Source organism: Colwellia sp. MB02u-10 (assembly GCF_014077185.1).
Lineage (GTDB): Bacteria > Pseudomonadota > Gammaproteobacteria > Enterobacterales > Alteromonadaceae > Cognaticolwellia.
Genome location: NZ_JACGVK010000124.1, coordinates 63,465 through 86,108, shown reverse-complemented (window position 1 = coordinate 86,108; position 22,644 = coordinate 63,465). Strand labels below are relative to the sequence as shown.

General features: G+C 39.6%; 18 protein-coding genes. 9 read left to right on the top strand and 9 right to left on the bottom strand.

Annotated features, from left to right (window positions below; translation table 11 throughout):
• Nucleotides 1-822: 822 nt before the first annotated feature.
• Both H4J59_RS12790 and H4J59_RS12785 read right to left on the bottom strand, forming a co-directional pair.
• A complete protein-coding gene (locus H4J59_RS12790; RefSeq protein ID WP_182239932.1) occupies nucleotides 823-3,477 on the bottom strand; it encodes a TonB-dependent siderophore receptor in 2,655 nt (884 codons plus the stop codon).
• Nucleotides 3,478-4,223: 746 nt separating this feature from the next.
• Entirely contained in the window at nucleotides 4,224-5,807 is a 1,584-nt protein-coding gene (locus tag H4J59_RS12785) for an isocitrate lyase (protein ID WP_182239930.1), read from the bottom strand.
• 341 nt (nucleotides 5,808-6,148) lie between these two features.
• Between H4J59_RS12785 and H4J59_RS12780 the strand changes: the two genes are divergently transcribed.
• The 7 genes from H4J59_RS12780 (at nucleotide 6,149) to H4J59_RS12750 (ending at nucleotide 12,968) form a co-directional block, all read left to right on the top strand.
• A complete protein-coding gene (locus H4J59_RS12780; RefSeq protein ID WP_182239928.1) occupies nucleotides 6,149-7,087 on the top strand; it encodes a LysR family transcriptional regulator in 939 nt (312 codons plus the stop codon).
• 21 nt (nucleotides 7,088-7,108) lie between these two features.
• The gene (locus H4J59_RS12775) at nucleotides 7,109-7,477 is read left to right on the top strand and encodes a CidA/LrgA family protein (RefSeq protein WP_310733190.1); all 369 of its coding nucleotides are present in this window, start codon (nucleotides 7,109-7,111) and stop codon (nucleotides 7,475-7,477) included.
• 5 nt (nucleotides 7,478-7,482) lie between these two features.
• A complete protein-coding gene (locus H4J59_RS12770; RefSeq protein ID WP_182239926.1) occupies nucleotides 7,483-8,202 on the top strand; it encodes an LrgB family protein in 720 nt (239 codons plus the stop codon).
• 395 nt (nucleotides 8,203-8,597) lie between these two features.
• Nucleotides 8,598-10,772 carry a malate synthase G gene (locus H4J59_RS12765; RefSeq protein WP_182239924.1) on the top strand — a complete coding sequence of 725 codons (2,175 nt, stop codon included), beginning with the start codon at nucleotides 8,598-8,600 and terminating at the stop codon, nucleotides 10,770-10,772.
• A gap of 341 nt (nucleotides 10,773-11,113) precedes the next feature.
• A complete protein-coding gene (locus H4J59_RS12760; protein WP_182239922.1) occupies nucleotides 11,114-11,581 on the top strand; it encodes a hypothetical protein in 468 nt (155 codons plus the stop codon).
• Between the two features lie 475 nt (nucleotides 11,582-12,056).
• Entirely contained in the window at nucleotides 12,057-12,248 is a 192-nt protein-coding gene (locus H4J59_RS12755; protein ID WP_182239921.1) for a DUF2892 domain-containing protein, read from the top strand.
• A gap of 420 nt (nucleotides 12,249-12,668) precedes the next feature.
• Complete coding sequence (locus tag H4J59_RS12750; protein WP_182239919.1) at nucleotides 12,669-12,968, top strand: peptidylprolyl isomerase; 300 nt, start codon at nucleotides 12,669-12,671, stop codon at nucleotides 12,966-12,968.
• An 86-nt stretch (nucleotides 12,969-13,054) separates the two neighbouring features.
• Here the strand turns inward: H4J59_RS12750 and msrQ are convergent, their stop codons facing one another.
• The 7 genes from msrQ to H4J59_RS12715 all read right to left on the bottom strand — a co-directional run bounded on the left by msrQ (nucleotide 13,055) and on the right by H4J59_RS12715 (nucleotide 19,405).
• Nucleotides 13,055-13,693, bottom strand: a complete 639-nt coding sequence (gene msrQ, locus H4J59_RS12745; RefSeq protein WP_310733189.1) for a protein-methionine-sulfoxide reductase heme-binding subunit MsrQ — start codon at nucleotides 13,691-13,693, stop codon at nucleotides 13,055-13,057.
• Complete coding sequence (msrP, locus tag H4J59_RS12740; protein ID WP_182239917.1) at nucleotides 13,693-14,700, bottom strand: protein-methionine-sulfoxide reductase catalytic subunit MsrP; 1,008 nt, start codon at nucleotides 14,698-14,700, stop codon at nucleotides 13,693-13,695. The genes msrQ and msrP overlap by 1 nt, the downstream gene beginning before the upstream one ends.
• A gap of 129 nt (nucleotides 14,701-14,829) precedes the next feature.
• The gene (locus tag H4J59_RS12735) at nucleotides 14,830-15,192 is read right to left on the bottom strand and encodes a glutaredoxin (RefSeq protein ID WP_182136013.1); all 363 of its coding nucleotides are present in this window, start codon (nucleotides 15,190-15,192) and stop codon (nucleotides 14,830-14,832) included.
• A 55-nt stretch (nucleotides 15,193-15,247) separates the two neighbouring features.
• Nucleotides 15,248-15,799, bottom strand: coding sequence for a DUF2058 domain-containing protein (locus H4J59_RS12730; RefSeq protein ID WP_182183736.1), 552 nt, complete (start codon nucleotides 15,797-15,799; stop codon nucleotides 15,248-15,250).
• Between the two features lie 182 nt (nucleotides 15,800-15,981).
• On the bottom strand, nucleotides 15,982-18,237 hold the full coding sequence (locus tag H4J59_RS12725; protein ID WP_182239915.1) for a xanthine dehydrogenase family protein molybdopterin-binding subunit: 2,256 nt from the start codon (nucleotides 18,235-18,237) through the stop codon (nucleotides 15,982-15,984).
• A complete protein-coding gene (locus H4J59_RS12720) occupies nucleotides 18,234-18,710 on the bottom strand; it encodes a (2Fe-2S)-binding protein (protein ID WP_182239913.1) in 477 nt (158 codons plus the stop codon). The genes H4J59_RS12725 and H4J59_RS12720 overlap by 4 nt, the downstream gene beginning before the upstream one ends.
• A 62-nt stretch (nucleotides 18,711-18,772) precedes the next feature.
• Nucleotides 18,773-19,405, bottom strand: coding sequence for an NTP transferase domain-containing protein (locus H4J59_RS12715; RefSeq protein WP_182239911.1), 633 nt, complete (start codon nucleotides 19,403-19,405; stop codon nucleotides 18,773-18,775).
• Nucleotides 19,406-19,661: 256 nt separating this feature from the next.
• Between H4J59_RS12715 and H4J59_RS12710 the strand changes: the two genes are divergently transcribed.
• The gene (locus H4J59_RS12710) at nucleotides 19,662-22,097 is read left to right on the top strand and encodes a penicillin acylase family protein (RefSeq protein WP_182239909.1); all 2,436 of its coding nucleotides are present in this window, start codon (nucleotides 19,662-19,664) and stop codon (nucleotides 22,095-22,097) included.
• Nucleotides 22,098-22,156: 59 nt separating this feature from the next.
• Nucleotides 22,157-22,540: an MAPEG family protein gene (locus H4J59_RS12705; protein WP_182190062.1), complete on the top strand. Its 384-nt coding sequence runs from the start codon at nucleotides 22,157-22,159 to the stop codon at nucleotides 22,538-22,540.
• Nucleotides 22,541-22,644: the final 104 nt, after the last annotated feature.

Here is a 22,644-nt window from a genome sequence, read left to right as displayed (position 1 = left end):
ATAAATTTTGAACGGCATTGCCAGCAATCCGCCTACTCCAATTTTCCAGCCAATAACCCACACTAAACTACAACATAGCCCTAAAGTCTGACCTAAAAAAAATTGCTCAACGTTACCTGAATGGCCTGCTTACCGGTTGTCAGACTAAAGTCTGACCTACAAAAAATTGCTCAACGTTACATTAATGGCCCGCTTAACGGTTGTCAGACTAAAGTCTGACCTACAAAAAATTGCTCAACGTTACATTAATGGCTCGCTTAACGGTTGTCAGACTAAAGTCTGACCTACAAAAGAATCGCTCAACGTTACATTAATGGCTCGCTAAACGGTTGTCAGACTAAAGTCTGACCTACAAAAAATTGCTCAACGTTACATTAATGGCCCGCTTAACGGTTGTCAGACTAAACTCTGACTTACAAAAAATTGCTCAACGTTACATTAATGGCCTGCTTACAGGTTGTCAGATTAAAGTCTGACCTACAAAAAATTGCTCAACGTTACCTAAATGGCCTGCTTACTGGTTGTCAGACTAAAGTCTGACCTACAAAAATTGCTCAACGTTACATTAATGGCCCGTTTAACGGTTGTCAGACTAAAGTGCGATCTACAAGAAACTCACTCCGCGCTACATGATCACCTGTAAAATAAATTTTGGCTAACAGACTCATTTTTCCTGTAATCCTTTAAACAAGTGACTCTATAGCCTAGCAACAATCTTGTAAAACAGAGCCTAAAAATTGCATCAAAAAAAAGCTCTTACCTGAGTAAGAGCTTTTTAACCATGTTAAATACTTTTCTATAGGGTTACATACTCAGTATTATTTAAAATTTGTAGCTTGCTTTAACATAGACAAAACGTCCTTGGCTATTGTGTGTGCCACTGACGAAGCCCATAAAGTCATGATAAGAAAACGGAGGCTCTTCATTAAACAAGTTGGTGGCACCAATACTTAAGGTGGTATCTTTAATGCCGATATAATTCACTGTGGTGTCAACCGTTGTCAATGAATCTATATCATTCATTCCTTCAGTAGCTACTGCAGCATCTTGTTTAAATTCGCCAACATAGTTAACCGCCATACTTGCATTCCAGTCACCTTGTACCCAAGCCGTGTTAAATGACCAACGTACTTCAGGTTGTTCAAAGTCACCTTCTTGAGTATCAATGCGCATAGAACCATCAGCATTCGGACGAGCATCTTCATAAGATAAAACGTAATTTAGCGCATAGGTAAATCTGAAATCACCCATATCTGTTTCTAAGCCGTAATTAGCTTCGACATCTAAGCCTGATGTGGTGATATTGCCAATATTTTCATATTGATCAAAAATACGCACTACTTCACCCGGATCGCCAGCAACACTTGACGGTAAACGTTCAACTACAGAGGGATCGTTACCCAAAGTACTAAATTTAAACTGCGTGTCTTTAGTGATAACATTTTCGATATCATAATCATAATAATCTACTGAAAAATCCATATTTTCAGCGATTTCATAAATTAAACCTAAGTTATAGCTTTTAGACTCTTCAGGACCTAAATCAGCATTACCTGATAGTACTGCGGTATATTCTTGCGGCTCACAGGCTTTGTTAACATTGCCAACAGCAGCACAACGCACAGTATCAACTAAGTTAGGCGACTCATCTGTATTACCTAAACCAATTTGATGTAATGACGGTGCTCTAAACGCTGTACCGTATGAACCACGTAGTGATAATGAATCAGTTGTTTGCCAAATAAAGGCTACTTTTGGATCGGTAGTGGTACCAAAATCGCTGTAATCTTCATGACGTACCGCCACCTGTACTTCTAAGTTATCAAGTACTGGAATAGCTAACTCAGCAAAAATAGAGGTGTTGTCACGAGAACCGTTAGCTTGGGTTGCTTCCGTACCAAAAACTTCACCACGCAAGAATTGATCATCGGGGTTATCACTAATGCTCTCTTCTCTGTATTCAACACCTACCGCTAAACCAAGATCGCCGTGTGCCATTTCCATTAATGAACCACTGATTTTACCATCAAATGACTTACTGGTTGATTTACCAATACGTGTGGTAGTAGTTTCAATAAAGTCTAATGATTCCTGACTGTTACTTGAGGGTTCAAACGGGTTCCATAAAGCACTGTCAATCGCTTCTTGCGTACGACGAGAATTAGGGAAACCATTTACGCCACGCTCAGTCGACTCACTTTTAATGTAGTTATAAGCAACTTCCCAGCTCCAATCTTTAATCTCGCCTTGTAGACCAATAATCGAGCGATAATAATTAGAAGTAACGCGTTTTTCACGGTTGCCAATATCGAGCATACGTCGACGCATGGTTAAATCTTGCTGATAAAATTCATGTTCAGGTAAGTCGGCAAAGGGGTGATTAACGTTATCTCCCGCCATAAATAACTCGTTAAAACTTGGGCTACCGGCACCACGAATAGTGGTTTTTGAATGTTGACCGTTTAATTCTGCAAAGCCACGTAAATTGTCATTAATTTCGTATTTACCTAAATAAATAAAGCTAGCACGTTCAGTAGCAGGAACTGAAGTCATTACTGACGCGTAATCATAACGACAAAGGTTATAACCGGTTAGGTTCCCATCCTGATCGCTATCTTGGGTAATATCTGCAGTTGGACAGGTATCATTCCCCCAAACATCAGCTACCCGCTTACCTGGCGCATCTGCTAATGCAATTGTGCCTGGGAACCCTGATGAACTTCTAAAGTCGGTAGCAAATGGGTCGTTAGGTCTTAATGCCTCTTGATTAGCTGATTTTGAATAATCTCGGTCAGCATAAAGGATTTCTTCGCGGTCAAAGTAATCTAAAGCAAAAGTGTGGCTGCTTTTTTCTGTTGAGCTGCCCCAAACAATACTAAGGTTTTTTTCTTTACCACCGCCATCAGCGGTGTCACCGAGTTTGGCTGAAATTTCGGCACCCTCAACATCGTCTCTTAAGATAATGTTAATAACGCCGGCGACAGCATCAGAGCCATAAGTGGCTGACGCACCATCTTTTAGAATATCAACGCGCTTAATAGCCGCTAATGGAATATTATTGATATCAACAAAGGCAGTATCAATATTATTAGCAAATGGTGACACCGACACGCGTCTGCCGTTCACTAATATTAATGTAGAGTCAGCACCCAAACCACGTAATGAAACACTTGAACCACCATTGCTGGTATTGTCACTGCTATTTCCTTGCGTTGAAAAAGTACCTTGTCCTGCCATCGGTAATTTAGTAAAAAGGCCAATAAGATCAGTAACGCCACTATTGGCAATATCTTCTGCACTGAGTGATGTTAATGGAGAGGGTCCTTCCATGTCCGTTCTCTGAATGTGAGAACCGGTAACTTGTATTCTTTCTACGCTGTCTTTTTCTGCCGCAACGGCAATATAACTTTGTGAAACAAATAATGCGGCGGTAATGCTTAAGGCGAGTGCGTGTTTACGATTATTTAAGACTTTCATGTTTCCTTCCTTTTTGTGCTTTTATAGTTATTTGTGTTTTTTCATTAAAATACTATTTAACTAAAATAAATTAGCAGCTTTTTACAGCAAATAAAACTTGGTGTTGACAGGTAAGTCCATATAACACTTAACTTAAATGTAAAATTATGTTACCAATTTACATTTACCTACGAAAAATATCGGACCTTTAGCTAATAATGAATAGAAATCGATAATAAGGTTTAATTTATCTGCAGTTTGACAGTGCGGTTTTATAAAATAATTTAAGCTCTTACCAGTAAAACAGTACGAGTATTTTGCCCATACATTATTATTTAATTTATACTAATGGTTTTTTTTCACATTAAAAAACATCACGTTAATTACAATTACCCTCCTTGGTCGTATCGTTTTAAATAGTCATCTTAGCTAATAACTCAACCATAAATTCCAAGATAAATAGCGGCACTTAAAGGTTAATCATATCCGTGAACAGATAAATTTTGTGGGGTTGAGGCGGCTGGTAATAATTTCATCACTGTTACAACTAGCTTAGCTTTTAAATGCTTAAAAACCTTTACTACCTAAAAATGAACCTAAAAAATGAACATAAAAAAATCCGATGAAAGCTATTCATCGGATTTTGGTTTTCTTGCCAACTTTCAAGCTAAATGTGCTTCTCTTGTTGGCATGACTGCTTAAAGGCAGTGTTGTTTTAACTGCAGTTGGCTGTGCTTTTACCAGCCAACTATTATGCTAGTCTGCAATTAAAACTGGTTAGAAGTGTTATTAGCACCACCAGCTTTAAGCGCGTTTTCACCCGCGAAGTACTCTTTGTGATCATCACCCATATCAGAACCTGACATGTTTTGATGTTTAACACAGGCGATACCTTGACGAATTTCTTTACGCTGTACACCTTCAACATAACCCAGCATACCTGCATCACCAAAGTATTCTTTCGCAAGGTTATCGGTAGATAACGCCGCGGTATGGTAAGTAGGTAGTGTAATTAAGTGATGGAAAATACCCGCTTCACGTGAAGTCTCCGCTTGGAAACTACGGATTTTGTCATCGGCAGCCATCGCTAACTCAGTCGTATCATAATCAACATTCATTAAATCAGCACGAACATAGTTAGACACGTCTTCACCTGCAGCTACCATGGCGTCAAAGGCTTGCTGACGGAAGTTTAGTGTCCAGTTAAATGATGGGCTGTTGTTGTAAACCAGCTTAGCATTTGGAATTTCTTTACGTACTTCGTTCATCATTGCCGTGATGTCAGCAACGTTGGGTGTTGCTGTTTCAATCCAAAGTAAGTCAGCGCCCGCTTTAATCGCTTCGATGCTGTCAAATACACAACGCTCTTCACCGGTACCTTGACGAAACTGGTATAAACCAGAAGGCAAGCGCTTAGGACGAACTAGCTTACCGTTACGGTTGAAACATACATCCCCTTCAGCCATATCACTTACGTCAATTTCTTCAACGTCTAGGAAAGAGTTATATATGTCGCCTTGATCGCCAACTTCTTTAACTACGGCGATTTCTTTAGTCAGGCCAGCACCTTCAGAGTCTGTACGTGAAACGATAATACCGTTATCGATACCTAACTCAAGGAAAGCATGACGTAATGCACGGATCTTAGAATGAAAATCTGCATGAGGAACCGTCACTTTACCGTCTTGGTGTCCACATTGCTTTTCATCGGCCACTTGGTTTTCAATTTGAAGTGCACATGCACCGGCTTCGATCATTTGCTTAGCCATGATGTAAGTCGCTTCAGCGTTACCAAAACCGGCATCGATATCAGCAATAATTGGCACAACATGTGTTACGTGGTTATCAATTTGGTCTTGTATAGCCGCTTTATCGCCTTCGCTTGCTGCGTCTAGGTCACGGAAAAGACCGCCTAATTCACGGGCATCAGCTTGACGTAAAAAGGTGTAAAGTTCGGCAACTAAAGCAGCTACTGAGGTTTTTTCGTGCATAGATTGATCAGGAAGAGGACCAAATTCACTGCGTAGTGCAGCAACCATCCAACCCGAAAGATATAAGTAACGACGGTCTGTTTGACCGGCAAAATGTTTCTTGATAGAAATCATTTTTTGTTGGCCAATAAAACCATGCCAACAACCTAAAGATTGGGTGTACTTAGAACTATCAGCGTCGTAAGCTTCCATATCAGCACGCATAATGTTTGCAGTATACTGAGCAATGTCTAAACCCGTTTTAAATTTGTTCTGCGCTCGCATACGAGCGACAGACTCAGGATTAATGGCATTCCATGAACTGCCAGCTTTTTCTTTAATTGCTTGAACTGCTTCGATTGCACTTTGATAATTAGACATATGACTTTCTCCAAAATTTTTACTGACAGTATTTATATGTTTGATCATGTAACTGCTTATGTAAGCTGTCACACCAGACAACATAAATACTAAACCAACAATCATAAATAAATGAAATATATAATACACATCCCTACCATTCACCAGCTAAATAATGGTGTATTAACTCTAAACAATAAATCGATATAACTTAATAAATTCAACCACTAAAAAAAATTATGTATTCATAAAACGGGATTATATCGATGAAAATAATTTATATTTCCGTTAAATTTACTTGATTATCATTATAAGCCATGACATATATCTAGATTATGTTTATGTTCTAGATTATTAATTTTATGAATATCTCAAAAATTGACTTAAATCTGTTAATTTATCTTGATGTCTTACTCAGAGAGAAAAATGTTACCCGCGCTGCTGGTCAGTTAAATATCACCCAGCCCGCCATGAGTAATGGTTTAAAAAGGTTGCGCACGCTTTTCAACGATCCTATTTTAGTGAGAACGTCGGATGGTATGGTACCGACCGAACGCGCTAGAGCTTTAGCACCCGCTATTCGTAAAATTTTAATGGAACTCGAAGAAGCACTGCAAGGTGAAGAAGAGTTTAACGAGAAAAGTAGTCAACGGGTTTTTCGCCTAATGGCAAGTGATTATGCCGCCTCAACTTTGTTACCAAAATTATTGAAGCGCATTAATCAAATAGCACCAAATGTTACCATTGATATTATGACACCCAGTGATGTCAACTTTCATGACGTTGAAGCAGGTAAAATTGATATGGCCATCAATCGTTTTGACGAATTACCGCAATCTTTTCATCAAAAAACCATTTGGCGAGATTCATTCGCCTGCTTATTAAGTGCTGATAACCCAGTTGTTGAAAAATTTAACCTCAATACCTACCTTAGCGCTAAGCATGTTTGGGTATCTAAAACTGGCTTTGGTGTTGGCGTTGGTATGGATCCAAAAGATGTGCAAAAACTTGGTTGGGTTGATGAGGCTTTAGCACGCTTAGGTAAACAGCGTGACATTAAGGTATTTACCCGAAATTATCATGTTGCTATGCAGCTAGCATTTGAAGGTGATCTAGTAGCAACACTACCTTCGCGGGCGGCATTAATTCATAAAAACGATTCAAATTACACTATTCTTAAGCCACCATTTGATATTCCTGACATTGAGCTAAAAATGATTTGGAGCCCACTTTTACATCATGATGCAAGCCACATCTGGTTTAGACAGTTGGTCATAGAAGCCGCAAATGAAGGTTTGTAATACAAGAAGGTTGTAGCGAGTGTGATAGCATTTAAGAAAAAAACATTCAATGCGTTATATAGCATTTTTGCCATATTTAGTTGTGTTGCGCTGGGCAAGCTATGTGCATATTTTGTGCCTGTATTACCTAGTAGTTTATACGGATTGATTATTTTTACGCTAACATTACATTTTCGCCTCTTTAATGCTGCTCATATTAAAAGCACTGTTATTTGGTGCTTAAAGCACATGGGCGTATGCTTTGTGCCCGCTGGTGTTGGCATTATTAACCACTTTGAATTAATTAAACAATTTGGTCTTACTATCATCGCTATTACCTTTGCTACTACCTTTATATTGCTTACCATTGTTGGGTTACATTATCAGCGCTATGCTGTCGATGAAGAATAGAACTCATGATATTAACTGAGCTATTAAGCGCCCATATCCTTTCCTCATTCGTTGTTGTCGCAGGCACCATTACATTGTTTCAACTGATCGCCGTGTTGCAACGTAAATTAAATGCCATTTGGTTACAGCCAATGTTGGTAAGTATTTTAGTGACCATTGCTATTTTACTCTGGCAAGATATAAGTTTTGAAAGTTACTTCTCAAATTCTTGGCTACTCAATGCGTTACTCGAACCGGCGGTTGTTGCGCTAGGTTTCCCGCTCTATCAGCACTTAGAAACTATTACTAAGCAGTGGAAAAGTATTATTTTGGTACTCTTCATTGGTGCATTTATTGCTATCAGCACCAGCTTTATTATCACTATGCTACTCATAGGGGATTACACCATTGCAGTTGCATTGTCATTGAAATCGGTCACCACACCCATTGCTATCGCCATTGCGGGTCAATTAGACGGCAATACCGCCATTACCGCTTTTGCTATTATTCTCGCAGGTTTTTTTGGCGCCTTAGTCGGACCACCATGGTTGAAGTTTATTAAAGTAAAATCACCCAAGGCGCAAGGTTTAGCTATTGGCGCGGCAAGCCATGCTATTGGTACCGCAATCGTGAGTAATATTAGTTACGAACATGCGGCCTATAGTTCATTGGCCTTGATTGTTTCCGCGGTCATAACGGCTCTCATCAGTCCATTTATGATCACCTTTCTAGCTGGGCTAATCTAGCTTCATTGGCACTGTATTTAGTTGAGCAATAGCGATTAAAGACTTAGTCATCTATATTAAAATGGCATAAGAGCATCATTTATATCCAGGTATGGACTAGGTTTTATCAAAAGGTAGTCATCGTTTTTTACTTGTACACATTCGCATTATGAATACCAAAGATAATAATAAACAATGACATGAATAAAAGTCTAAAGTTTAAAAATAAATAATTTTTTTTTCATAGTTAATAACAAGTTAGATTTATATTCCACGTAGAAGTAACAGTAAGTCAGCCCAAACAAGCGCTATCGTGAAATTGCAGCTATTGCATCAGGTAGACAATATTTCTACATTGCAGGTATTGGTTTTTCGTAATACGTAAAATTTTCTTCAACTTTAAAAATAGGTGCCCTATGACAAAAAGAATTTCCATCGCAAATTTACAGGTAGCAGAAGAATTATATAATTTTGTTAACCTGCAAGTTCTTCCCGGCACAACTATCGCTGTGAATACATTTTGGTCTGGCTTTGCACAACTCATCGTCGATTTAGCACCAAAAAATAAAGCTCTATTGTTAAAACGTACGTCATTGCAAGAGCAAATAACGGCTTATCATCATGCACATCAAGCTGAAAAATTTAATTTTAAAGCATATAAAAGCTTTTTAACCGCTATTGGCTACCTCGTTCCTCCAGTGGCTGATTTCACCATATCAACAAAAAATGTCGATGCTGAATTAGCCACTATCGCAGGACCACAACTGGTTGTGCCGGTAATGAATGCTCGCTTTGCCTTAAATGCGGTCAATGCTCGCTGGGGGAGCTTATACGACGCCTTATATGGCTCAGATGTGATCTCTGAAGCAGATGGCGCTGAAAAAACAAAAGCTTACAACCCTGCACGTGGGGCTAAAGTTGTCGCCTTTGCTCGCGACTTTTTAGACCAAACTATTCCTTTGCTTAATGGCTCTCACACGGAGGTTAAAAGTTATCAAATAATTAACCATGCGCTTGTTGTTACACTCAGTAATGATGAAAGCACCTGTTTAGCTGAGCCTGAATTATTTATTGGTTTTACCGGTGAACAAACGTCGCCCAATGAGTTGGTTTTTAAACACCACGATTTACACTTTATTATTGAATTTGATCAAAATAGCACGATTGCAAAAAGCGATACGGCGGGTGTTAGTGATATTTCAATGGAGTCAGCATTAACCACTATCATGGATTGTGAAGATTCGGTTGCCGCGGTTGACGCAGAAGACAAAGTGATTGCCTATAAAAATTGGCTTGGTTTAAATCAAGGCACTTTATCTGAAACTTTTGAAAAATCAGGTAAACAACAAACCCGTTTGATGCATCCTGATAAATCTTTTCAAAAGCTTGATGGGACACAAGGTAAACTAAAAGCTCGCAGCTTAATGTTTGTCCGTAACGTTGGCCACTTGATGACCAACAATGCCATTATTGACCAGCACAACAATGAAGTACCTGAGGGCATCATGGATGCTGTTATTACCTCATTAATATCCACATACGACGTTAATCAAAAAAATACCTTAAGCAACAGTGACACAGGTTCAGTTTATATTGTTAAGCCTAAAATGCATGGTCCTGAAGAAGTGGCTTTTGCCAATGAATTATTTGACCGAGTTGAAGACCTGTTAACGCTACCTCGTCATACGGTAAAAATGGGTATTATGGATGAAGAACGCCGCACCAGTGTTAACTTAAAAGCCTGTATTTATCAGGCCAAAGAGCGCGTGGTATTTATCAATACTGGCTTTCTTGACCGAACCGGAGATGAAATTCATACCTCAATGGCTGCCGGTGTTATGGCCAGAAAAGCAGATATCAAGTTAACTAAATGGATTTCTGCTTATGAAGATAATAATGTTGATGTTGGCTTAGCTTGTGGTTTTAGTGGTAAAGCACAAATAGGCAAAGGCATGTGGCCAATACCTGATCAAATGGCCAATATGTTAGCCACAAAAATTAATCATGTTAAAGCGGGCGCAAATACCGCATGGGTACCCTCGCCAACCGCAGCAACCTTGCACGCTTTGCATTACCATAAAGTGAATGTATTGCAATTGCAGCAGCAACTGAAAAACCGTGTACCGGCAAACGTTGATGATATTTTAACCATACCTTTAGCAGAAAATACTCATTGGTCAGCACAAGAGATTTCAGATGAGTTAGACAACAATTCACAAGGAATTTTAGGCTATGTTGTGCGCTGGATTGATCAAGGCGTTGGTTGTTCAAAAGTGCCTGACATTAATAATGTTGGCTTAATGGAAGATCGCGCCACTTTAAGAATATCAAGTCAGCATATGGCTAATTGGTTACAACATAACATTTGCACACCAGAACAAGTGCTAGCCAGCTTGAAAAAAATGGCCACCATTGTTGATCAACAAAACCAAGGTGATAGTCAATATCACGCTATGTCGAATGACTTTGATAACAGCATAGCTTTTCAAACGGCACTAGCATTAGTGCTGCAAGGCCACAAACAGCCTAACGGTTATACTGAACCTTTATTACATAACAATAGACTGTTATTTAAAGCTCAAGCCAAATAAGGCTATAGCTGCAGCCACCTAAAGCTTGGTGCTAAGTAAAGGCCGGTGCTGATAAATCATGGTATTTATTAGCACCGGCCTATTTTTATGGCTAAAAAAAGCTAATCCGGTGTAATTTCGTCAAGATCGCCGTCGGTATAGAGCCAAAGTTTACTGAACTAATTTACCGAACTAATGGCTCTATGAGTAAATCAGGCCAATTATAGACTAAATCATGTTATTGGCCTGATAAAACATACAACTCAGCATATTTTTGCGCATAAACACAAGCCCTATCTATATTAATTTGTAACACAATGGTACAATCGTTACACCAAGGAAGGATACGGGGTAACAACTTAATGAGAATAACTAAAAAGACAGAACCAAGGAAACTTAACTTAAGTGGCGCTATACTGCTTATGATTGGCTTATTTGGCTTATACTGCTCAGCAACTCAAGCAGAACCCAAAGTGAAAGACCAAGCTAAAGTTGTTTTAATAATAAACAAAGTTGTTAGCGAGGTAAAATCACCAACAAATCCCCATGTAAATAACTACGCTTACCCTAGTATTACCAGCGAGGTATTCAATCAATACAATCAAATCGCTATGCAGTCAACTAATCAAACATCTCAACAACCCTCGCTAGGGATTAAAGTCACTGATTTTGCAAACTTAGTACCCAGTAAGTTTACTCAAAAAAATTCTCTCTTTGAGTTTACGGCTAAATTTAATGACAAGCTGCAACAAGTACTCGCCTATTTTGACTTTTCATCCCCCAGAACCGACAGTAAAAACAAAAATATTAGCGAAAATAATGCTAAGTAAAATCTAGCTTGATTGCTAAAAATGACAATAAAGCATTAAAGGCCAATGCTAGTGTCAGCAAAAGTTGAGAGCAATTGATACTGAGCACTGGTTAAGGGCACTGAATCTGACTGATGATATTAAAAAACCGCCCTTTAGCGGTTTTTTAATGCCGGTGTTTCACTTAAACCTAATCACTAAAATTCCTACCAAACCATAGCCAGTGACATAATCACTGAGCATGATCACTAAAAAGAGTCATTAAAATTAATCACCTAGCTTTAGCCCTCATTAGCTTGGCTCTTGATGCAACTTGCGGATCAAAATTAATTTTTAATTACCCTTGCTTTTTACATTAGCAAAACCTAATATACATACATTACACCTTCCTAATATAAGTACATTAGATTTTTATAATATAATTATGTTAGGTTTTTCTAATGTAGATAATAAAGTACATATTCTGACTTAAACTTAAACTTAAAAGGATATTCTCATGACACTTAATGAAGCACTTCGTCTAATCGCAGGTATTATGATTTTAATTTCACTTTATTTAGCCGTAACCTATTCGCAAAATTGGTTATGGTTTACCGCTTTTATTGGCCTTAATTTATTACAATCATCATTCACAAAGTGGTGTTTAATGATGACTTTTTTAAAAAAAATGGGCTTAAAAGGTACCTAATAACATGAGTAACACCAAAGAGTGTCATATGCAGCAAGTTTTAATCCAGTCACTATTATGATCAATGACTTGAGTTATTATAATAACTCAAGCGACATAAATGATTAAATAAAATCTCACCCTAAGTGTTATCAATACTATTTTTAACTCAGGTTTTATTAAGCATAATTTAAAATAGTCATAACTAGCTAAAATGCAGAAACATAACTGGTCATGTCGGCCAATACCCTGATAATTTCCCCTGTAACAAAACCTATGAAGTTGATCATCAATTAAATTATCAAGCGATATACGCTCAATTTATCAGGTTATTTAGTTTGTCGGTTATACCCACCCTTACCTTAAGTAATATAATTTATCTTTTTGGCTATTCTATTCTCAAAAAAAATACGTTAAAGTCCACCGATAACTTTTAAAGTAATGAATAAGAGAGACACAATGTCAAAAGCGTCAGCACGTCATATATTGGTAGATACTGAAGAGCAATGTCTAACATTAAAGCAACAAATAGTCGCCGGTGAAGATTTTACGGCCATCGCACAAGCGCATTCAAACTGTCCTTCTAAAGCGCAAGGTGGGGCATTAGGCTCTTTCGGTCGCGGCCAAATGGTGCCAGAGTTTGATGAAGTGGTATTTACAGCACCATTGAATGAAGTACAAGGGCCTGTTAAGACTCAATTTGGTTATCACTTGCTTGAAATTACTGCTCGAGACGACTAAGACCAAAGGATTTAATACCCTTAGGTATCGCATCTAAAATAAAAAATGAAGGCTAATGCCTTCGTTTTTTTTGACTAAAAAGCCAATCACTTAAACCAGCGCTTAATTTTATCTTTGCGTAAAATTAATAGTAATACAGCCATAGTAAAATATATCGTGGGTTCAACAATGTCAGATTTTACTGACCAAAAAAAGTGTAGTGCAATCAGTAATACCGCAAGATAAACCCCGTTGTGTAACTTTTGCCACTTTGTACCCATTTTGCGCCTTAGTGCGGTTATTGAAGTGAGCGCTAAAGAAAAAAGTATCATTAGCGCTGCCATACCCACCGTAATGTAAGGTCTGTCAATAATCTCGTCAAAAAATAGCACAAGATCAAATTGCACTTCAAAAGCTAAAAAATTCAGTAAATGAAACATCGCATAGGTAAAGCTATACAAACCCAGTAATCGCCTTATTTGTAATAAATAGCCTTGGCGATATTTTTTCGCAACCGGTGTTACCAGCAGAGAAATCAGTAATAAATTAAAGGCGCCCATACCGGTAAAGTGAATAACCTCCTCTACAGGGTCTGCACCCAACTGCTCGGTAAAGGCTAAAAAATACAGGACAAATAAGGGTAAAAAAGCTAGCAAGTGAATCGCAATTTTAAGTAACATCACTCTATTGCGTAAAAATACGGTTTTGAAAGCCTCTTTACTCACCCCAGTTGCCCTAGTTTGCACTAATAGTGCTTCCTTAAATCCATATTTTTATACAAGTGAGCAACCTCCTCACCATAGCCATTGAATGGTAAGGTCGCAATACGATTACGGGCAAATAAGCCGCCAGTGGTTATACGTCTCTCACTTGCCTGACTCCAACGCGGATGATCTACGGCTGGATTAACATTGGCATAAAAGCCGTATTCCCTGTCAGCGAGTATATTCCAGGTTGTGGGTGGTTTATGCTCAACTAATTGTATACCGACAATGGATTTAATACTTTTAAAACCATACTTCCACGGCACAACTAATCGTATAGGCGCACCATTTTGCGCGGGTAGGGTTTTACCGTATAAACCTACGCTCATAAACGTTAGCGGATTCATAGCTTCATCAATACGTAAACCTTCTACGTAGGGGTATTGTACACCTCCGCCCATTCGACTTTTTTGTCCTGGCATCTGCTCTGGATCATATAAAGTTTCAAAGGCGACATATTTTGCTCGTGAATTAGGTGCTGCTTTTTTAATTAACTCTGCTAAGCCAAAACCTACCCATGGAATAACCATTGACCATGCTTCAACACAGCGTAAACGATAGATACGTTCTTCTAAGGGAAAGTGTTTAAATAAATCATCGTAACCTAAGGTATAAGGTTTATCGACTTCACCAGAAATGCTGAGTTGCCAAGGGTTAACCTTAAATCCTTGCGCATTTTCAACGGGATCGCTCTTACCCGTACCAAATTCATAAAAATTATTATGGCTGGAAATTTTAGCTTCAGGGGTGAGTATTTGTAAAGACTCGCCTGCTGGCGCAAACTTTAAGGCTTGACGCTTAAACACCTCGGCTTCTTTACTACTGAAAAAGTCTAATGCGCCAGCATTCGTACTGGCAGATTGTGCTAATAAACTACCCGCACCTAGGTAACCAAGCTTCTTTAACAGCTCACGTCGACCATAATAAACTGACTCGTCTGTTACTTGCTGCTCGGACAGTTGATGGTTTTTTTTCGTGTTAATTAACATTTTCACCTCTGATCGATCTAGTTATAGCCATCTGATTAACTTGCAATATACAGACCTATAAAGAGGTGAAAAAATTCTTAATAAAAGCTCAATATTTAATTAAAAGTCATGTTTAATTAAATATTGCGCTTAACGAGAAAATTTCTCTAAATAGTTAATAATCTCACCTGATTCATACATCCAAGTAATTGATTGATCTGCATTGATAATTTTTAAACAAGGTACGGTTCTTTTACCACCTTCTCGGATCAACTCTTCACGGTATTGCTCATGCTGGTTTATATTGCGTAATTCAATATTTAAGCCTAATCGCTTCATAGCGCGACGGGTTTTCACACAAAATGGACAAGCCGGTAATTGATACAAGCTTAAATGTGCCGTACTAGCATCCACTTCTTTTTGTAGTTGTGGCGAGCGTTTTGGCGCACTGGGAGAAAATATAAAATTTAATAACAAAATTAAACGGCCAATCGGCCAACGAATTAAAAACATAGTAGGGTTTGTGCTCACTGTTAAGTAAATAAACTAAAAGAATGACATGATTTTATTACCACATCATATCATCAGGAATTTGAAATTCTGCGTAAGGGTCATCTTCAGCAATAACTTCATCAGCCACCTTGGTGTTTTGCACCAAAATAACTGCTTTATCTAAACTCGCTACTTTTTCTGCCGTTTCGGTGGTAACGATATAAGTTGTATCATTGACACCACATAAGGCTAAACGGCCATTAACTAAGGCTTTATGGGTGACAGCATCAACAAATAACTTCTTAATTTTGCTATTAAAAGTGTAATTATATTCTGCTTCGCCTTTAACATTGCTCACTTGATGATGTTGCAAAATTTGTAAAATTCTCTGCTGTTGCTCTTTTGCTGCTAAGGTTTGTTTTCTTTCATTATTCAAGGCGATATCATGGGCTAGCTTGTCTTTTTTCGCCAGCTCAAGCTCTTGTTTAACTTGCTCTTGTAAACTAGTGTCAACCTTGACGCCACTGCGTTTTTGCTTGCCTGTTTTGCGTTTATCACTATTTGCTTGTCGTGCTTTTTGCTTGGTGGTTAAACCTGCTTTAAGCAACTGGTCTTGTAATGAAGCCATCTATTTTCCTATGGTAGAATACCAATTGAATATCGATTTTTACTATTTTATCAGTTCGTTTACCATTTTACAGCATTCAATAAAAAAGCAGCATAATTTGCTGCTTTTTTCTGGTTAATTTACCAAATTAGATTGGCCGCTAGCACAGCCTAAAACCGCTGCAGCTAGCTAACCATGCGTATTTACACTATACCATATTTTTTTAATGGCAATTCTCGATAACGCTTACCTGTGGCATTAAAAATAGCATTACAAATAGCAGGGGCAATAGGCGGAACACCCGGCTCACCGACACCGCCTGGAGGCGCGTCACTGTCAATTATTTCTACATGTGTGGTTGGGGTATCTGCCATTCGAGCTACTTGATAACTGTCAAAATTATTTTGCTCAATGGCCCCATCTTTCGCGGTTAGTTCACTAAAAAAGGTTAATGATAAAGCAAAAATAGCCGCGCCTTCCATTTGCGAGCGAATGCGTTCAGGGTTTACCGCTAAACCACAATCTACCGCCATCCAAACGTCATTAACTTTAATTTTCCCGTCACTGTTTTCTGATACTTCAACAATACAAGCCACATAACTGACGAAGCTTCGATGCATGGCAATACCTAGGCCATGGCCTTTAGGTAGCTTTCTGCCCCACTTTGCCATGGTACTGGCTTTTTCTATTACGGCTTTCATACGCGCGGTGTCAACAGGGAATTTCTCTAGTGTTTCACCATAATTTCCGTATTTGGCCTGCTCATTCGAGAAGTCAATTTTACGATCTGCGCCTAGCATGGCGATTAAGTTGTCTTTGCTGTCCAAACCTTTTGCTTGGGCCAGCTCATCAACAAATGAACTTACTGCAAAAACATGGTTGATATTAGTGACTGAACGCATCCAGCCGATACGAGTATGGGCTGGCGCTTTGCCGGCAGCACAACTGACATTAGCAATATCATAGGGCATATCAATTAAGCCTAAATCAGCTTCTGAGCCAATTAAGTCTTCACCTTGGCTGAACGTTGAGCCAATAGGCGGCTCTGCCACATGATGTTGCCACGCGGTAACCGTGCCATTTTCATCAATACCGGCCGCAAGCTTTTGATAACTAACCGCATGATAATAACCATTTTGAATTTCATCTTCGCGAGTCCACATCACTTTAATCGGCACATTTAACTGTTTAGAGAGTATCGCGGCTTCAACAATAAAGTCGGGCTTAGATTTTCGGCCAAAGCCACCCCCTAACAAAGTGACATTAATATTGACATTTTCTGGCGCAATACCGGTAATTTGTGCAACGGTACTTTGCGCTGACTGTGGTGTTTGAGTACAAGCCCAAATATCAAAAATACCGTCATGAAAATGTGCGGCTGCGGCTGGTGGCTCCATAGGGACATGAATTAATTCTGGCACATAATAGGATGCTGTGATCACTTGTTGAGCCGCAATTAATGCTTTACCTACATCACCTTTACTGCGCAACACTTTGCTCGGGTTATCACAGCTTTTTGCTAATGCTTGTTTATAATCATCGCTGTTGTAACTTTGATGCGCACTTTCATGCCATTGCATTGCTAATGCTTCTCGACCTTTCATTGCCGCCCAAGTATTTTTAGCAATAACGGCAACGCCCCCTAAAGGTTTAAATACCGCAGGCTCTTCTAAATCAGGTAATTGCACTACATCAATAACACCCACAATGGCTTTTGCCGCCGCGCTATTAAATGATTTAACCTTTGCCCCCAGTACCGGTGGCCTAGCAATAACAGCATATTGCATCTGGTCTAATTCAACATCAAAACCGTAAGTAGTAGCACCTGTTGCGATTTTTTCACCGTCAACTAAAGCCACATCCGATTTGCCAATAAGATTAAAATCTTTCTTATCTTTTAATATTAAGGCCGATTGTGCAGGCAAGGCTAGCGTGCTTGCTATGGCAACTAAGCTGCCAAAAGATAATGTTCGACCCGTTTCTTTATGGACAATAGTGCTATTTAGCGCTGCGGTTTCACTCACATCAACTTGCCATTGCTTGGCTGCCGCCTGTTGCAGCATCATACGTGCCGCTGCGCCAGCTTCTCGCAGGGGTTGATAAAAACGTCTTACCGAGCGTGAGCCATCAGTATTTTGGCTACCATATTTTTTATCACCTAAACCTTGTACAACGGTTATTTGTTGCCAATCAGCGCCGAGTTCGTCGGCGACAATCATCGGAATACTGGTTCTGATCCCTTGACCCATTTCTGACCTATGCACCACAATACTGACTATATTGTCGCTACCTATTTGGACATAAACATTGGGTGAAAATTTATCAGCGGCTATAACACCTGCCAAGGCTTTTGGCATAGTTAGCATGGACGGTAATTGCACCCCAAGCACCAAAGCCGTAGAACTGATACCGAGTTTTTTTAAGAAGCTGCGACGGCTAACATTTTCAATATGTTTCATGATCCGCTTCCTTTTACTTCAGTGCCCAAGTCAGCGGCAAGGTGAATCGCTTGTTTGATGCGTTGATAAGTACCACAGCGACAAATATTACCACTCATGGCGAGTTCAATATCTTCATCGTTTGGTGTAGGTTTACGGTCTAACAATGCTACCGCTGACATCATTTGTCCTGACTGACAATAACCGCACTGTGCTACATTTAATGCTTGCCACGCTTGTTGAACTGGGTGTTCTCCATGCTCAGAAAGTCCTTCAATAGTGGTGATTTTTTGCTGCGCAATAGCCGACACTGGCATAACACATGAGCGAATGGGTTGGCCATCAACATGGACAGTACAAGCGCCACATAAGCCTTTACCACAACCATACTTGGTACCGGTATATTTTAAAATATCTCTTAATGCCCACAACAATGGCATATCGCCATCATCATTAAATTGATGTTCTTTTCCATTGACCGTTAAGGTGATCATACAATCATTTCCTTTAAGTTTGTTGAACCTTGCCTAGGTTAGCCTAGCGTTAGCTAGTGATGTTATGCATTAATGCCAAGCTTTTTAACCATGTATTTTAATTGCTCTGGTGTATCTATATCAATAAACGCATGCGCGAGTGGTACTTTTAATAATTTATCTTGGTATTGCGCTAGCAAAGGTTTAGCCCCTTGCTGACCTGTTAACTGGGTTAATTCAGTAAAGTAGTCTTGAGAAAATATCACCGGCGGGCCAATATTTTCTTTTTCGATTGACGCAACTGGCCTTAAGTCTTGTGCAACAACAATAGTATGAGGATTAGCTTGCCAATAACCTTGATGACGAATCAAATCAGCTGAGGTTAACTGCCATTGGTCAACTAATACAATCATAACCGCTGTTATATCAGAAGCTAATCCTGCAACACCAACAGCAATCGATGACGCCATGCCGTCTGAGAACTTACTATTAATAATAGTCTTGATGGGCAGATGGTCAATACGCGCTTGAACTTGGCTGGCATTAAAACCTAAAACGCAATAGACCTGGCTTGTCACCTTTAAAGCTTGCGCTAATTGCCATTCAATTAAGCTTTGTTCGTGGATATTAATTAATTGCTTCATCTGACCTAAACGAGATGACTGCCCTGCTGCCAACACTATGATGGCAAAATTATTATTTGCGCAACTCGTCATTTTAATTTCATCTCTACCATCATCCTAACCCTTTTTTTGGTAAACCATCTGAATACCAATTGGCTGAGTGTAACATCAAATAAAATCAGCAAAGCGATTTCAACCAAGCATCGGACTTTACCAAATGTATATATGTGATGAGTGTATATGTAAGTATAATCTATAGTTAGGATGAATTTATCGAATCATCAAGATTCAAACTTCATTTGTTTTAAGGTACTCTACGCTATCGAAATTGTTTACTTTGCTAAGCCTAATGAAACATTTAAAGAATACGCTGATCGGCATACTATTTATTCTCTTCTTAGTTATCGCGACTTTGAGTACTTGGATATACAGTCAAATCGACAGTGCCTTACCGCAATTAGACGGTAAGCAAACACTCTATGGCTTATCTGCCAGCACTATCGTCGAGCGAGACTCGCAAGGTATTGTCACCATCAAAGCAGATAATCGCTTAGACATCGCCATCGCCACAGGCTTTGTTCATGCTCAAGAACGCTTTTTTCAAATGGATTTATTACGCCGAAATTCAGCTGGCGAACTTGCCAGCCTATTTGGTGATGCCGCAATAGCCTATGACAGTGACATTCGCCGCCATCGTTTTCGTGAACGCGCTACTCGCATAGTGTCACAATTATCAGCCGCAGATTTAGACCTGCTAAAAGCCTACACTCGTGGGGTAAATCAGGGCTTAAAATACCTTAAAGCACCACCTTTTGAATATTTACTGCTACGCCAAGCACCCGTCGAATGGCAAGAAGAAGATACCATTTTAACCGTACTCAGTATGTATATCGACTTACAGTATCAAGATGGAAAGCGCGAACGAACTCTAGGCTTAATGCATTCACTCTTAAGCTCTGAAGTGTATGCATTTCTTAACCCTAAAGGCAGTCGTTGGGATGCTGCCATAGATGGCACTGAGTTTCCTGCATCGCCATTACCAAAAGCAGCTTGGCCTTCTGCCTCAAGTGAAGGTATGGCGGCTTTGCTAAAGCATCAAGCGCTAGATCCGCTAATAGCTGACAGGATTCCCTCACCACTGGCCAAAAAAAAATCAGCTTTAAATGAAGAGTTCCCAGGTTCAAACAATTGGGCTATTGCCGGTAATATCAGTTCAACCGGCAGCGCTATGGTTGCCAACGATATGCATCTGGGCATTCGGGTACCAAACACTTGGTTTAGAGCCTCCTTTGAATATCAAAGTGTCGATAATACGGCCGTAAAAGTCACCGGCGCAACATTACCTGGCACACCCAACATGATTATTGGCAGTAACGGTCATATTGCTTGGGGCTTTACCAACAGTTATGGCGACTGGAGCGATGTGATCATTCTTGAAACCAATGCCGATAAAAGCCAATACTTAACGCCAGATGGCTACCAAGACTTTATCAAACGTAAACAAATTATCGCGGTAAAAGATCAAGAAGCGGTCGACATAACGGTAACTGATACCATTTGGGGGCCTGTTATCGGTGAAAATGCTCAAGGCGACTTACTTGCCTATCGTTGGATTGCTCACGACAAAGCCGCGGTTAACATGGCTATTGTTGAATTTGAAACCGCTACCAATGTAGAGCAAGCCTTCGCTATTGCGGCTCGTGCCGGCTTACCCGCACAAAACTTAATGGTGGGTGATAAACAAGGTAATATTGGCTGGACCATCATGGGGCCGATCCCACAACGCAGCGCAAATTTTGGTGATATACCGACATCTTGGGCCAATGGTGAAAATAAATGGTTAGGACTTTTACCCGCTGAAGCGTATCCCAAAGTCATCAACCCAGACAATTCGCGCTTATGGACAGCAAATTCACGGGTTATTGGTGGCGATATGTTGAACAAAGTCGGTAATGGCGGCTATGCCATAGGTGCGCGGTCTTCACAAATAAAACAAAACCTCGAGGCTAAAGCATCGTTTGATGAACAAGCCTTACTCGATATTGCCCTTGATAACCGCGCTAAATTTTTATTACGTTGGCAAAGATTTATCTTGTCTGATGTACTCACTGACGCCATGTTGGCTAAGCATCATGACTGGTATAAAGTGAAGAAAATTATCGATGTTGAACATTTGTCAGCAAGCACAGATTCTGTTGCCTATCGCCTGATCAGAAATTTTCGCTTAGCCGTCAGAAAGCAAGTGTTTGAAATTTTCAATGAAAATATGACCAAGCTTGATAAAAGTTACAGTTTTCATAGCATACGTCACCAAATAGAAACGCCATTATGGCAATTAATCAATCAGCAACCCGAGAACTTTCTCTGGCGTAGTCATGAAAGTTGGCCGGCCTTATTTGAAGCTAGCCTTGAGACAACACTCAGCCAAATGACCGAATCAAGCACACTGGCGAACGCCACTTGGGGTAAACAAAACATCAGTAAAATTCAGCACCCCTTAAGTCGTGCTGTACCATTTATTGGCCAATGGCTTGATATGCCTGAAGTAGAATTACCCGGTGATAGCTACATGCCAAGAGTACAAGGACAATCATTTGGTGCGTCACAGCGCATGGTTGTTTCTCCTGGACACGAAGAAAGTGGCATTTTTCATATGCCTACTAGTCAATCAGGTCATCCTTGGAGCCCATATTATGGTTTAGGACATGAAAGTTGGATAAAAGGTCAGGCATCTAGCTTTTTGCCTGGCCCAAGCAAGTACACACTGACGTTACTCAGTTACTAGCTTACTCAGTTACTCGCAAAGCAAAGCAACGCAACCCATCAACATACTAAGGAACAATAATGACCACTTTAATTATTTGTTTATTTATCGCCACCCTATTACCTTTTATTGCCAAAATTCCAGTTGCCATTGCCATGAATAAAATGGGCGGTTACAACAACAATCACCCTCGTGATCAACAAGCTAAGCTAACCGGCTTTGGTGCTAGAGCTTTCGCTGCACATCAAAATGCCTTTGAATCCTTGCTTATATTTTCCCCCGCCGTTTTGTTAGCCATCGCGACACAAAACACCGGCGTTTTTATCGAGCAACTCGCTATTACCCATATTGTTGCCAGAGTGCTTTACAATATTGCCTATTTAATGAATATCGGCGTCATACGTTCATTAATATGGGGGGTTGGCATCATGAGTTCTTTCACTATTATCTATCAATGTATTTAACTGACAGATAATAGTTATTAGCTATCCGTTTTAAGTTATTAGAGCTCAGTTTTTCCTTGTGTATTGGTCTAACCTCTTGCTGATAAGCCTTTTTTATCCCTTTA

Coding starts and splice junctions, on each gene's coding strand:
- H4J59_RS12725 (WP_182239915.1), bottom strand. CDS start 18,237: ATGAAACATATTGAAAATGTTAGCCGTCGCAGCTTCTTAAAAAAACTC.
- H4J59_RS12705 (WP_182190062.1), top strand. CDS start 22,157: ATGACCACTTTAATTATTTGTTTATTTATCGCCACCCTATTACCTTTT.
- H4J59_RS12730 (WP_182183736.1), bottom strand. CDS start 15,799: ATGGCTTCATTACAAGACCAGTTGCTTAAAGCAGGTTTAACCACCAAG.
- H4J59_RS12750 (WP_182239919.1), top strand. CDS start 12,669: ATGAATAAGAGAGACACAATGTCAAAAGCGTCAGCACGTCATATATTG.
- H4J59_RS12765 (WP_182239924.1), top strand. CDS start 8,598: ATGACAAAAAGAATTTCCATCGCAAATTTACAGGTAGCAGAAGAATTA.
- H4J59_RS12710 (WP_182239909.1), top strand. CDS start 19,662: ATGAAACATTTAAAGAATACGCTGATCGGCATACTATTTATTCTCTTC.
- H4J59_RS12715 (WP_182239911.1), bottom strand. CDS start 19,405: ATGACGAGTTGCGCAAATAATAATTTTGCCATCATAGTGTTGGCAGCA.
- H4J59_RS12785 (WP_182239930.1), bottom strand. CDS start 5,807: ATGTCTAATTATCAAAGTGCAATCGAAGCAGTTCAAGCAATTAAAGAA.
- msrP (WP_182239917.1), bottom strand. CDS start 14,700: ATGTTAATTAACACGAAAAAAAACCATCAACTGTCCGAGCAGCAAGTA.
- H4J59_RS12790 (WP_182239932.1), bottom strand. CDS start 3,477: ATGAAAGTCTTAAATAATCGTAAACACGCACTCGCCTTAAGCATTACC.
- H4J59_RS12720 (WP_182239913.1), bottom strand. CDS start 18,710: ATGATCACCTTAACGGTCAATGGAAAAGAACATCAATTTAATGATGAT.
- H4J59_RS12735 (WP_182136013.1), bottom strand. CDS start 15,192: ATGTTTTTAATTCGTTGGCCGATTGGCCGTTTAATTTTGTTATTAAAT.
- H4J59_RS12755 (WP_182239921.1), top strand. CDS start 12,057: ATGACACTTAATGAAGCACTTCGTCTAATCGCAGGTATTATGATTTTA.
- H4J59_RS12780 (WP_182239928.1), top strand. CDS start 6,149: ATGAATATCTCAAAAATTGACTTAAATCTGTTAATTTATCTTGATGTC.
- H4J59_RS12770 (WP_182239926.1), top strand. CDS start 7,483: ATGATATTAACTGAGCTATTAAGCGCCCATATCCTTTCCTCATTCGTT.
- H4J59_RS12760 (WP_182239922.1), top strand. CDS start 11,114: ATGAGAATAACTAAAAAGACAGAACCAAGGAAACTTAACTTAAGTGGC.